At 29.9% G+C, this 13,530-nt stretch carries 14 protein-coding genes; 8 read left to right on the plus strand and 6 right to left on the minus strand.

Going from position 1 to position 13,530, the window contains the following annotated elements:
* Positions 1–16: 16 nt before the first annotated feature.
* The 7 genes from H6553_03880 to H6553_03910 all read left to right on the plus strand — a co-directional run bounded on the left by H6553_03880 (position 17) and on the right by H6553_03910 (position 4,758).
* Positions 17–511, plus strand: a complete 495-nt coding sequence (locus tag H6553_03880; protein MCB9032955.1) for a hypothetical protein — start codon at positions 17–19, stop codon at positions 509–511.
* A gap of 216 nt (positions 512–727) precedes the next feature.
* Entirely contained in the window at positions 728–922 is a 195-nt protein-coding gene (locus H6553_03885) for a hypothetical protein (GenBank protein ID MCB9032956.1), read from the plus strand.
* Positions 923–1,208: 286 nt separating this feature from the next.
* Positions 1,209–2,825 carry a hypothetical protein gene (locus tag H6553_03890; GenBank protein ID MCB9032957.1) on the plus strand — a complete coding sequence of 539 codons (1,617 nt, stop codon included), beginning with the start codon at positions 1,209–1,211 and terminating at the stop codon, positions 2,823–2,825.
* 12 nt (positions 2,826–2,837) lie between these two features.
* Positions 2,838–3,275: a hypothetical protein gene (locus H6553_03895; protein ID MCB9032958.1), complete on the plus strand. Its 438-nt coding sequence runs from the start codon at positions 2,838–2,840 to the stop codon at positions 3,273–3,275.
* 102 nt (positions 3,276–3,377) lie between these two features.
* On the plus strand, positions 3,378–3,806 hold the full coding sequence (locus H6553_03900; GenBank protein MCB9032959.1) for a hypothetical protein: 429 nt from the start codon (positions 3,378–3,380) through the stop codon (positions 3,804–3,806).
* A 45-nt stretch (positions 3,807–3,851) separates the two neighbouring features.
* The gene (locus tag H6553_03905; protein MCB9032960.1) at positions 3,852–4,280 is read left to right on the plus strand and encodes a hypothetical protein; all 429 of its coding nucleotides are present in this window, start codon (positions 3,852–3,854) and stop codon (positions 4,278–4,280) included.
* Between the two features lie 46 nt (positions 4,281–4,326).
* The gene (locus H6553_03910; protein MCB9032961.1) at positions 4,327–4,758 is read left to right on the plus strand and encodes a hypothetical protein; all 432 of its coding nucleotides are present in this window, start codon (positions 4,327–4,329) and stop codon (positions 4,756–4,758) included.
* A 129-nt stretch (positions 4,759–4,887) separates the two neighbouring features.
* Here H6553_03910 and H6553_03915 read toward each other — a convergent pair whose 3' ends face one another.
* The 4 genes from H6553_03915 to H6553_03930 form a co-directional block, all read right to left on the minus strand.
* A complete protein-coding gene (locus tag H6553_03915) occupies positions 4,888–6,873 on the minus strand; it encodes an acetyl-CoA carboxylase biotin carboxylase subunit (GenBank protein ID MCB9032962.1) in 1,986 nt (661 codons plus the stop codon).
* Between the two features lie 105 nt (positions 6,874–6,978).
* Positions 6,979–7,413, minus strand: a complete 435-nt coding sequence (locus H6553_03920) for a hypothetical protein (protein MCB9032963.1) — start codon at positions 7,411–7,413, stop codon at positions 6,979–6,981.
* A gap of 14 nt (positions 7,414–7,427) precedes the next feature.
* Positions 7,428–7,910, minus strand: a complete 483-nt coding sequence (locus H6553_03925) for a DUF4442 domain-containing protein (GenBank protein MCB9032964.1) — start codon at positions 7,908–7,910, stop codon at positions 7,428–7,430.
* An 11-nt stretch (positions 7,911–7,921) separates the two neighbouring features.
* Positions 7,922–9,520, minus strand: a complete 1,599-nt coding sequence (locus H6553_03930; GenBank protein MCB9032965.1) for an acyl-CoA carboxylase subunit beta — start codon at positions 9,518–9,520, stop codon at positions 7,922–7,924.
* 194 nt (positions 9,521–9,714) lie between these two features.
* Here H6553_03930 and H6553_03935 point away from each other — a divergent pair, with 194 nt between their 5' ends.
* Positions 9,715–10,038 (plus strand): SCP2 sterol-binding domain-containing protein, encoded by a 324-nt coding sequence (locus H6553_03935; protein ID MCB9032966.1) that lies wholly within the window; start codon positions 9,715–9,717, stop codon positions 10,036–10,038.
* A 109-nt stretch (positions 10,039–10,147) separates the two neighbouring features.
* On the opposite strand, the gene trxA is transcribed toward H6553_03935, so the two are convergent.
* Both trxA and H6553_03945 read right to left on the minus strand, forming a co-directional pair.
* Positions 10,148–10,885 carry a thioredoxin gene (gene trxA, locus H6553_03940; GenBank protein MCB9032967.1) on the minus strand — a complete coding sequence of 246 codons (738 nt, stop codon included), beginning with the start codon at positions 10,883–10,885 and terminating at the stop codon, positions 10,148–10,150.
* A 24-nt stretch (positions 10,886–10,909) separates the two neighbouring features.
* Positions 10,910–13,507 carry a valine--tRNA ligase gene (locus H6553_03945; protein MCB9032968.1) on the minus strand — a complete coding sequence of 866 codons (2,598 nt, stop codon included), beginning with the start codon at positions 13,505–13,507 and terminating at the stop codon, positions 10,910–10,912.
* Positions 13,508–13,530 lie beyond the last annotated feature (23 nt).

The raw sequence follows: 13,530 nt of genomic DNA on the forward strand, positions 1-13,530 counted from the left end.
TATTAATTAAATAACTATGGGACAATACAACGCAAACTCTACAAATTCTAAAAATTTTAGTTTGATTTCTGACAATGAAAAAATTGGAGAATTAATTTATAAAAAATGGTATTCATTTGATGCTGAAATTCTAATGACTGATGGCAAAAAATATCAGCTTGAACCTAAAGGATTTTGGGATTCAAAAATTGAATTAAAAGAGCAGAATGAAACTTTATTAGAATTTAAAATGGGTTGGAAAGGAATACTTATCACCACTTATTTTGATAAAAAAGAAAAGCACTATTTACTAAAACTAAAAGGACTTTTGAGCAGTAAGTACATTCTACTTAACAATGACAATGAAGAGTTAATGGTTGTTGAAACTAAATTTAAATGGACTAAACTCAACTTTGACTATAATATTGAAACAACTCAAAATTTTGATCATTTAGACAATGAAAAATTATTAGTGCTAACAGTATTACATTGCATAAATTATTATATGACAGTTATTGCAGCAACAGTATAATATAAAAACCAATATACAATTGATATTCTTAATAACATGAGTTTAGTTTAAGCGTGAATGAAAACTAGTTGATTAAATTGCTGAATAAAAATACTAAGACATAGCTTAACTAAAATAATCTATCACTGATATTTAATTCCAAATCCTGATTATCTACTTTTTTAGTTCTTTAGATTTATGCCTTTTTATATGGAATAGCCAATATTAGTAGCAGATATGCAAGGTATTAACTATACTACGATTAATTTTCCTAAAAAAGGAATTTTGTTGATTGGCAATGAAGGCAATGGTGTAAAAACTGCTTTGCTTGATTTAGCACAACACATTATTACAATTCCAAAAATTGGACAAGCAGAATCGTTGAATGCAGCCATTGCTACGAGTTTAATTTGTGCCAAGATTAGGTTGTAGTGATTTATTATAAAACAATCTCGTTTAAATAGCGATACTATATAATAAAGCAAATCTCGTTTAATGTGATAATAAATACATTGTATAAATACCTATATTTTGGTATTTTAAAAATAAATTTGTTAAATTATTTTTTTACAGATACATGATATTGGTTTTCTAACATATATTTGTCAGCAAATAAATATTATGAAGAATCAAGAATCAAGAATCAAGAATCAAGAAGTATACATTAGTAGTACTACTTTGTTTACTTGCAGTATGTAGTTGCAAAAAAGACAATGAAATGTCTGTTACTCCAAATATTGCCAACGAAAACAGTGTTCACTACGGAGCAGGTGAACAAATGATAGTTGGTGAAAAGCTACCCAATCCATTTTCCATAGAAAATATGTGGAAGGCATACTATAGTTTGGTAGAAAAAGCAAAAAGCAGTAAAGTAATGTGGATTTATCCACCAGAACCAGTAATGGAAGAAATTTTGGATGAGCCAACTAATAAATATATTAGAATTTTACCAACAGATGAAGCTGCTTATACGCAATTAAAAGAATTACAAAATGTAAATATATTCGATTTTCCTTTAGATCATGAGATGGCAGAGGGTGGTAATTATTATCATGATCCAAGTTTACCAGATACTGTTATTACTTGGCAGTATACGGTATTAAAAAATAATGAGTTTATACCTATAAGTATTGGACAGCAACAAATTTTGAATACAGATATTTTTTTGTACGAGAATAGCCCTTATTATCCAAATTATGATGAAGCATTTTGGGAGGCATTAGAAGACGAAGCACTATTACTTACAAATGCTACTTATTATATGCGAACAAGCACACCCACAACTACCTTAGCGAGCAAATGGACACCAAGTGGCAGAATTATGATTAAAGATGACCAGCTTGGTTATGATGTTGGTTTAGAAGGTGCCAAAGTGATGATAAAAAAGTTTTGGAGACATGAGGCCGCTTATACCAATGCTAATGGTTATTTTACTTCGGGTAAACAATTTAGAGGCAAAGTAGATTACTCTATAAAATGGGAAAGCAACCAAGGTGCAAATGGTTGGGATATAAGAAGTGGTTGGTATGTTCAAGCATATACGGATGGACCCAATAATAAAGAAGGTAGTTGGAATAGAACATTACATGGAACAGGAAATGATGAACTAGAGATTTTTTATGGTTCCATTCATAGAGGTGTTTACGATGTTTTGGTAAAAGACCCTTTTGGTTTGTATAAAGGATTACTGCCTCGATTAAAGATTGGAGGAATGAATAAAAATGGAACAGGCATAACATTGCATGTTACTTCTATTGTAGCAGGTCCAGATATAAGAATTTATAGAAAAGATGACAATGGTAATATTAAACCAACTTTGCAAGTATATGGAACTACTGCACATGAAGTAGGTCATTCTATACAAAGGTCTTATGGTCCAATGAAGTTTGTAACAGGTTCTGGCTTAATAAGAGAGAGTTGGGCTAATGCTGTAGAATGGGCTTTTTGTAATTGGCGGTATAATAATAATAATATATACACTACGAATAGTTCTATGCTTAAATGGTATTATTGCAATGATTTTCTAAATATAAAAACGGATGATGATGAAGGGTCTATATATACACCTTTGTTTATAGATTTAATGGATAATATTCCGAACAATTCTTTATTAAAATTAGACGGAATAACAGACAGAACTTTAAATGATAATGTTGGTGGCTATACTTTAGTGCAAATAAGTAATGCTCTAAGATATAAAGGTTGGTTAACGCAACCAGATAAGGTATTAGAAGATATTGAGAACTACCTTATAGATAACTATACCAATTCTACCGAAAACAATATAGGTACCTACTTTGATGAGTATAATACTTACAATTACCCTAATAGATAAAATTTTAGAAATATGAAAAATTTAATCATTTTATTTGTAGTATTTGTAGCTATATCTTGTAAAACAATTTATCCCATACCGAATGAAAGAATAGTTGGCTTTTTTAATAATACCAATAAGGTATTATTGTTTAAGTTCTACGATTTGGATGGTTATACAGATAGTTTGACATTTACTTTACAGCCAAATACTGAAATATATCCTGCAGCATTTAATGATAGAGAACCATCTGATTTATTACAAGATTCTTTGTATTTAATGTATGATAATACAAAACACCAAATATTTCTAAAATCAGACACTAATTATAATAGCACTAATAGAAATGTTTTTTTTACTGATTCCATAAGTTATAAGCGAGAAGATATATTTCAAGGAAAGAATTATCTTTATAAATACACCTACACATTTACCGAAGCAGATTATGCAGCAGCAGATTCTATTCCTTAAAATAATTTAATTGGCTAATTAAAATCCAACAGAGAATAATATTGAAACTTATTTTGATGAGTATAGTGATTATAATTACCCAAATAGATAAAGCTAATAAATATGAAAAATTCAATAATTTTATTTTTAGTTCTTATAATAACATCTTGTGTTAAAGATAAAAATTATACAGATATTTATAAATTTAGAAATGAAAGCACTACACTAGTAACTGTTGCCTTATTTAATAATGGTATTCTAAATGATTCATTTTCTCTACAAAATGGAAGAGATACTGTTTTAGAAGAAGTAAGTAGCATTGGTGGCGGTATACCAAGATTTATTGATGAAAGTGATAGTATCATAATAGTTTTTAATGATATGAAAAAGGTAGTTTTTTACAAAGATATTTTAAATAATAGGAACATTTTTTTCTCTTCAGCAAATATATATGATATTGAAGTGCAAAGCAATAATAAAAAAGATAAAACTACAATATACACTTATACATTTACCGAAGCAGATTATGCAGCAGCAGATAGTATACCTTAAAATAATTTGTATATTTATCAATTATTTAATTGACTAATTATAACTATGAAAACAATATTTTATTTAGTGCTAGCAGTATTCTTGATAATAGCTTGTGAAGAGCCAACAGATACAGGTTATAGTTCAATTTATCATATATATGAAAATAAAAGTTCTGTACCTATAACAATCTCATACAAAAATGGTAGTGAAACTGCTTTGGTCTTTTATATTGACAATAATAAAGAAGAAGTTTTTTTTGTTAGAAAAGGCATGTTAGAAAATTTAGCATTTATTGATACTGCATATATTTATTTTAATAATGAAAAACAGTTGGTATATTCAAAAAGCAATATTACGAATGAAAGTAGAAGCATTTTTAATGAACAAAATAATTTTACCAAAGAAACTATTACCATTAACGGAAAAGAAGAAACAGCATATAGGTATATCATCACCGAAGCAGATTACGCAGCAGCAGATAGTATACCTTAATAATAATTTGTAAATTTATCAATTATTTAATTGACTAATTATAACTATGAAAACAATATTTTATTTAGTGCTAGCAGTATTCTTGATAATAGCTTGTGAAGAGCCAACAGATACAGGTTATAGTTCAATTTATCATATATACGAAAATAAAAGTTCTGTTCCTATAGTGATATTATACAAAAATAATAATGGTTCTTTCTTGGATATTGATATTGCTAACAATGAAGAAAAAGAGTATTTAGCAATAAAAGGTATGATTGTTTATATTGCATTTGATACTGCTTATATTTACTTTAATAATGAAAAGCAATTAGTATATAATGCTTATAATAGCAATGGTACAAATGGGAATAGAAGTATTTTTGATGAGCAAAATAATTTTACAAAAGAAACCATTACCATTAACGGAAAAGAAGAAACAGCATATCGATATATTATTACCGAAGCAGATTATGCAGCAGCAGATAGTATACCTTAACAAGAGACCAACTATGTCAAAATTTTAAACTTTTGACATCCTTATTTAATTCCAAGCTTGTTTCGGAATCTGTAGTAAAAATGGATTAAGAGAGATTCTGAAATAAATTCAGAATGGTACTTTAATTTATTACTCTACCATTTTTAATAGTAGTGTTCCTGTTTCTACAAATTGTTTGTCGCTTACAAAAACAGCTTCTATTGTTCCGTCGCTGTGTGCTTCTATGGTGTTTTCCATTTTCATAGATACCATTACTAATAATGCATCGCCTCGTTTTATACTATCGCCTTCTTTTACCAATACTTTGCTAATTTCTCCAGGCATTGGTGCTACATACGCTCCTTTTACTTGTTCTTCTGTTGGATTTGGAAATTTATTGACTGTATGCAATACAATTTGTCCTAAATTGCTACAATGTATAAAGTAAGTACTATCTAATTGATTAATAGCATATGTTCTTCGTATATTATTAATTTCTAAAATAATAGTATTGTCTTGTATATCAATTAATGTTGATTGAAATGATTTTTCTGCAAATTGAATTTGTAGTACATTATTATCTACTGTATATTGAATAGGAAATTCAAAGCCATTATAACTGTACTTTTCTTGTTGTGCTTGATACAAATTATTTCGCCAAGCAGCAGGAACGCCTTTTGCTAATATTCGTTCTTGTTGTCTTTGTGCAAATCTAAAATGAATTAAAGCACATGTCAAGTTATCTAATGTATATTGATTATATGCTTCTCCTTTATATTGAAATATCTTATCTAAAAAATGCGTATCGAAATTACCTGCTTTAAAATCTTCATTTTCTAACAAAGCAATTAGAAAGTTTTTATTCGTAGTAAATCCACTAATAACTGTTTCTTGCAAAGCCAAATGTAATCGTTGTATAGCTGTAGCTCTGTCTTTTCCTTTTGCAATAATTTTAGCAATCATTGGATCGTAAAAAGTAGAAATCTCGCTACCTTTTTCAATACCAGTATCGTAACGCAAACCTTTTAATTTTGCAGGTTGCCAATCTATAATTTTTCCACTAACAGGCAAGAAATTATTGGCTGGATCTTCTGCATACAATCTAACTTCTATAGCATGATTTTTTTGATGAATGTCGTTTTGTTGTTTGGGTAAAGCATTGCCTTCTGCTACTACAATTTGCCATTCTACTAAATCTAATCCAGTTATTGCTTCTGTAACAGGATGTTCTACTTGTAATCTTGTATTAACTTCTAAAAAATAATAATTTTGTTGATGATCTACTATAAATTCAACTGTTCCAGCATTATCATAATTGATAGCTTTACAAGCAGCAACAGCAGCAACACCCATTTTATTTCTGGTTTCTTCTAATAAAAATGGAGACGGACTTTCTTCTACTACTTTTTGATAGCGTCGTTGAATGCTACATTCTCTCTCATATAAATGAACAGCATTGCCTTGTTTGTCTCCAAAAATCTGAAATTCAATATGTCGTGAAGCATCAAAATATTTTTCGATAAGCAAAGTATCATCACCAAAACTATTTCTCGCTTCATTTTTTGCAGCTTGAATGGCTTTGTCTAATTCGTTTTCAGCTCGTACAATACGCATTCCTTTTCCACCACCACCAGCACTTGCTTTTAGTAAAACAGGAAATCCAATTTTAATGGCTTCTTGTTTAATAGTGACTTCGCTTTGGTCATCGCCTTGATAACCAGGAATAGTTGGCACACCATTGCTTTGCATAATTTTTTTAGCTTCAATCTTAGAACCCATTGTAGCAATAGCATTAGGATTTGGTCCAACCCAAATGATGTTGTTGTCGATGACTTGTTGAGCAAATGCAGCATTTTCAGATAAAAAACCATAACCAGGATGAATAGCATTAGCACCAGTTTGTTTAGCCACATCTAAAATTTTATCTATAATAAGATATGATTCGTTTGCTTGATTACCACCAATGCGTACTGCTTCATCTGCATATTTTACAAACAAGCTATTGGCATCGGCATCAGAATAAACAGCTACAGTAGCAATGCCCATTTTTTTGCACGATTTAAAAATGCGTATGGCAATTTCACCACGATTGGCAACAAGCAGTTTAGTGATTTTATTTGGAGTTGTCATTTTCATCTTTTTTATTTAATTTTGTAGTAGAGAGAACTATACAATAAGGAAGCGTTTTGGGCGTGTGAGAAAAGGCATTATGCATAATTCGCCTTATTTGAAGTTCTCTTTTTATTTTTTCTTTTTATACATAGTTGTAAAAATAAGTTTATATCCTCTTTTAGAAACTCTTAATGCCTCAATTATTAATAAAGATTCGTCTATCTTTTTACTGTATCTCAATAAATCTTGTTTCAATGAATTTTTTCCAATGTATTCTATTTTATCAGGATGAATATAAACTTCAGGTAACAGTATAAAATCATCTATAGTAATAGCTATTTGTCCTTGTTTTGCTTCTTTTGTAGGACTTCCGTGTTTTCCTAAAGCATGTCGAATCATATAACTATCAATAATTCTTTCTACACCTTCTAAATTTATATTTATTAAACCTTCAATTTCTTTAGCTTGTTTTTTAGATACTTTGCCTATAACCAACTCTCTTTTTTTATTTGTTTCAGATGTTAAAGCATATTCTACTAAATCTTGTATATCTTTCTTCATCATAATAATAAATAAAATTATTTCTTTTTAGGAATCCAAGCCCAAATCATTTCTGCTTTAATGACTTCATTATCGGTTTCGTCGGTAACTTTTACAGCTACACTTACTTCGCCTTTATCGGTTTCCATAATATTTAATATTTGTTCATCTGTTAGCGTAGCAACTGCTTTAATAGCCCCTTTGGTTCTTCTAACAAAATTAATGTTCATAGTTTTAATTAAAGGCAATTTGTCGTCAGGTAAATTATAACCTACTAAAATTCCCGTAGCAGTTTCTGCCAATAAAGCCATGGCTGCTGCATGTACTTGTCCGATATGATTACGAACTTTTCTCTTATTAGCAACACTTACTATTAATTCGTTATTGGTAATTTTTTCAAAATGGATATTGCTAGTTCCTACAAAAGGTACAACGGTACCTATTAAAGTAGAAACACCTTTCATTTGTAAAAAATCTGGTAAAAAATTAAGTTGATTTAGTGATTTATTTAATTTATTCATATTATATATAATTACATTCTAAAAATTCCCCACGACTGTTTGCCTTCAATATCATTGAGATAAGTCAAGGCCAATACAAAGCTCATCACTGTTCTAGTATCTCTTGGATCGATAATGCCATCGTCCCACAACTGACCAGAAGCAAAAAAGGCATTGCTTTGTTTTTCAATTTCCATTTTCATAAACTGTTTCATTTGCTCTGCCTGTTGTTCGTCAATGGTTTTACCTTGTTTTATTGCTGCTTCGGTACTTACCATTTGCATTACACCAGCCAATTGTTCAGCACCCATTACGGCAATCATAGAGTTTGGATAAGTAAACAAAAATCGTGGATTATAAGCTCTACCACACATAGCATAATTACCAGCACCATAACTTGCACCCATTATAATGGTAAACATTGGAACAGTAGAATTAGACACTGCATTAATCATTTTAGCACCATCTTTAATCATACCATTTTGTTCGTAATCTTTACCAACCATAAATCCAGTAATATTTTGTAAAAACAATATAGGTGTATTATTCATATTACATAGTTGAATAAAATGAGCACCTTTATTGGCAGAATCATTGAATAAAACACCATTGTTAGCAAGTATAGCAATTGGATAACCTTGAATCTTAGCAAAACCACAAACGAGAGTAGTGCCATAATCTTTTTTAAATTCGTGAAAATCAGAAGCATCTACAATTCTTGCAATGACTTCTCTTGCATCGAAAGGCACTTTTGGATCTGCCGAAACAATACCTAGTAATTCTTCTTTATTATATAAAGGTTCTTTATAATGATTAATCGTATAATGATTGTCAACTACATTTAGTTGTTCAATTAATTCTCTAGCAATGCGAATACCATCTAATTCATCTTGAGCCAAATAATCGCAAACGCCAGAAATTTTGCTATGCATATCAGCACCACCTAAAGTTTCATCATCTACAATTTCGTTAGTAGCCATTTTAACCAATGGTGGTCCAGCTAAAAACACTTTAGCTTTATCTTTAATAAAAATAGTATAATCGGACATACCAGGAATGTATGCACCACCAGCAGTAGAATTTCCAAACACAATAGAAATAGTAGGAATTCCTTTTTTAGAACGCCTTGTAATTTCTTTAAAATTATTTCCACCTAAATTAAACACTTGAGCTTGGTCTGGTAAATTAGCACCAGCACTTTCTACCAAATTTATAGAAGGCAAATTGTTTTCATTAGCAATTTCACCAATACGCAATGCTTTTTTAAGTGTAGCAATATCGATAGCACCACCTTTGTTAGTACCAACATTGGCTGTAATCATACACAATTTATTACTTACAAAACCAATACCAGCAACCATAGTTCCACCAGTACCAAAACCACCTTTAACACCTAATCCAGCTAAAGGCAATAATTCTAAAAAAGGTGAGTCTTGGTCTAATAACAACTCAATGCGTTCTCTAGCTAAGAACTTGCCTTTAGACTTTGCTTTTTCGATGTGTCTATCTTCACCTTGATATAAAGATTTATCTAAATGTTTTTTTAACTCGTCCAATTTCTCCAGCATTTTTTGATAGTTCTCTTTATATGCTGTACCATTGGTGTTTACTTTTGTTTTGATTATTGCCATAGTAATTAATCTAACCAAATTTATAATTAATGTGTTTTTTTACCAAACGATTGTTCAATAAATTTAGACAATGTATATTATGTAAAGGTTAATAATTAATAATTGCAATACTTTTAGCGTATTTTTTTACCAAACGATTGGTAGAATGTTTGTTTATTCTTTAAAAATATTTATGTTTGATAAAAAATTAATTTATGACAGCAAAAGAAATAATTTTGGCATTGCCAGAAAGACTTAAACAAGAAGAAGCACAAGATGCTCAAGGTGTGTTTCATTTTCAGATTGAAGGTGAAGGTGGTGGCGATTTTACAGTTAAAGTAGATCATGGAACTTGTACTGTAGAAGAAGGTTTAGTTGGTGAAGCAAATTGTGTAATTACTTCTACAGCTACTGATTTTGAAGATGCTGAACTAGGTAGAGAGAATAAACAAATGAGCGTAATGATGGGAAAAATTAAGATTAGCAACTTAGGAGCGATGCTTCAGTTTATGACTTTATTTAAAGATTTGGAAGTGTAATAAGGTTTAAAAATAAAATCCAAAATGGATTTAGAAAAAAGCTATCGTTTAATGCGATAGCTTTTTTGTTGGAATATGTTAAGTGGAAAGACACTTGACATGACGGAAATTACTTAAACTGATTTATAGCTGCTTTAATAGTTGCTTTATCTGCTAAACCATTTTGTCTCCAAACTTCTTTGCCAGCTTTGTATAAAATTAAAACAGGAATTGCTACAACGCCATTACTTTTTGCTAAATCTTTATTATCGTCGTAATTAATTTTTTGTAGTTTAAATGTGCCATTCATTGTTTGTTCTAATTCTTCTACAATTGGACTTAATTTTTTACAAGGAGCACACCATGGAGCAAAGAAATCTACTAATACCAAATTGCTACTTGTAGTTAATTTTTGATAGTCATCAGTACTTAATGTATTCTCTTTTTCTGTATTTGATGTTGATTGTGTTAAGGTTTTTCCTGCATTTTCCCAAGCCATAACACCACCTTGTAAATTGTACACTTCTTTAAAACCTTGCGATTGTAAATAGTTCATTGCTTGTCCACTTCTTCCACCAGAAAGACAGTAAATAAAAACAGGTTGGTCTTTATCTAAATTTTCAATCTGTGTTTTAAAATCGCCATTCCAATTATAATTAATAGCATTTTCAATGTGTCCACCATTATATTCTTCTGGTGTTCTTACATCAATTAACTGTGCATTTGTTGCTTCGTGTAGTTTGGTGTCGAAATCAGTTATATTAATTGTTGTAGCAATTGGCGATTGACTTTCTGCATTTTGATTGTTATTGCTTTTGCACGCACTAGTTAAAAAAACTAAGGCAATAAATATGTTTACTATTTTCATCTTGATATATTTAACAAAATAAGTTTACAATTGTTTAAGTGTTTCTTGTAATGCTTGTAGTTTATCTAAACCATCTTGCAATTTTTTTCTTTCGGTTTCTACAATTTCTGCTTTGGCATTTTGTACAAACTTTTCGTTGCTTAGTTTCTTTTGTATGGAAGCAATGAATCCTTCAAAATATTGAATGTCTTTTTCAATTTTTTCTTTTTCTGCTTCCACATCAATTTCAATTCCAGTTTCTATATATAATTTATCTTTATCTACTAATTGTGTAATGGTATTTTCTACTTCTTGATTAACAAACTCAATGGAAGATAAATTGGCAGTCTTTTTAATTAAATACTCATAATTATTATATAATGATTGATTATTAGTATCTATATAAACTTTAAGTTCTACTTTTGGCGAAATTTGATTTTTGTTTCTAACTTCTCTTATACTTGTAATAGCAGCTTTTATATGTTCTCCATCATTAATTATAGTAGCATCGTATTTATTAATTGCAGGATATTTTGCTACAATAATATCTTCATTAGTTTCATTTAATTGATGATAAATTTCTTCTGTTAAAAATGGCATAAACGGATGCAATAAAATCATCAATTCATTAAATATATTGATAGTTTTATTATAAGTTGTTTGATCTATAGCATCACCAAAGTTTGGTTTAATAAATTCTAAGTACCAAGAACAAAAATCATCCCAAATAAATTTATACAATTCCATTAATGCTTCTGATAATCTAAACTGACTATGCAATTGCTCTAAATTTTCTTTAAGCTGTTGTAGTTTGTTTTCTATCAAAGCAATTGCAGGTTCTAAGTTATTATTAGTTCTAGCTTCAACTTGCCAACCTTTAATTAAACGAAGTGCATTCCATATTTTATTAGAGAAATTTCTACCTTGTTCACAGAGTTTTTCATCAAACAAAATATCATTTCCTGCAGGTGCTGCTAGTAAAATTCCAACTCGTACACCATCAGCACTAAATCGGTCGATTAATTCTAAAGGATCTGGAGAGTTACCAAGTGATTTAGACATTTTTCTGCCTTTATTATCTCTAACCATTCCAGTAAAATATACTTGTTGAAATGGTTTTTCATTTTTAAACTCATAACCAGCCATTATCATTCTAGCCACCCAAAAGAAAATAATATCCCAACCTGTTACTAATACATTAGTTGGATAGTAATAATTTATTTCCTTATCAGATTCAAATCCATCGAAAACAGAAATTGGCCACAACCAAGAAGAAAACCAAGTATCTACCACATCTTCATCTTGTGTTAAGTTTGCTGTTTTATTATATTTTTCTTGATATAATTTTTGAGCACTTGCTAAATCTTTTGCTATAACATAGTTTTCATTTTCATCGTAGAAAGCAGGAATTTGTTGTCCCCACCATAATTGACGAGAAATACACCAATCTCTAATATTTTCTAGCCAATGCTTGTATAAATTTTTGAATCGTGGTGGAAAAAATTGTATATCATCATTCATTACATGTTCTAAAGCTGGTTTTGCCAAATCATCCATCTTTAAAAACCATTGCTTAGTTAATCTAGGTTCAATAACAGCATCAGTTCTTTCACTAAATCCTACTTTATTTTTAATTGGCTCGGTTTTTACTAATAAACCTTGTTCTTCTAAATCTGCTGCTACTTTTTTTCTAGCAACAAACCTATCTAAACCTTCATATTGCAGACCATGTTTATTAATAGTTCCATCGTCGTTCAATACATCTATTGTAGCAATATTGTGTTTTTGTCCTATATTATAATCGTTAATATCATGAGCTGGTGTTACTTTAAGTGTTCCAGTACCAAAATCAATTTCAATATAATCATCAGCAATAACTGGCACACTACGATTTACAATTGGAACAATAACATTTTTTCCTATAAGTTGTTTATATCTTTCATCATTTGGGTTGACACAAACAGCAGTATCGCCCATAATAGTTTCTGGTCGTGTTGTAGCAATGGTTATAAATTCTTCGCTATTTTCTATTTGATATTTTACATAATATAAATTAGAATTTACTTCTTTGTGAATAACTTCTTCATCAGAAACAGCAGTTTTAGCAACAGGATCCCAATTGGTCATTCGTACACCACGATAAATTAAACCTTTATTATATAAATCTATAAATGATTGAATGACAGCTTTAGATAAACTTTCGTCCATAGTAAAACGAGTTCTTTTCCAATCGCAAGAAGCACCTAATTTTTTTAATTGGTCTAAGATAATGCCACCATATTTTTCTTTCCAATCGAAGGCCAATTTTAAAAATTCGGCTCTGCCAATTTCTTGTTTGGTTTTACCTTGTTGCTCTTTTAATAGATTGACAACTTTAGCTTCGGTAGCAATAGAAGCATGATCTGTTCCTGGAACCCAACAGGCATTATAACCTTGTAATCTTGCTTTACGAATTAAAATATCTTGTATGGTATTGTTAAGCATGTGTCCCATGTGTAAAACACCTGTAACATTTGGTGGTGGAATGACTATGGTAAAAGGTGTTCTTTCATCTGGAATAGAGGAGAAGTAGTCTTTATCTAACCAATGTTGATACCATTTTTTTTCAATCTCTGCATAAATCAAATTCTTAGGCAATTCCATATAAAATATTTAATTGCAAATAT

This window comes from Chitinophagales bacterium, assembly GCA_020636535.1.
In the GTDB taxonomy this organism is placed as follows: domain Bacteria; phylum Bacteroidota; class Bacteroidia; order Chitinophagales; family JADIYW01; genus JADJSS01.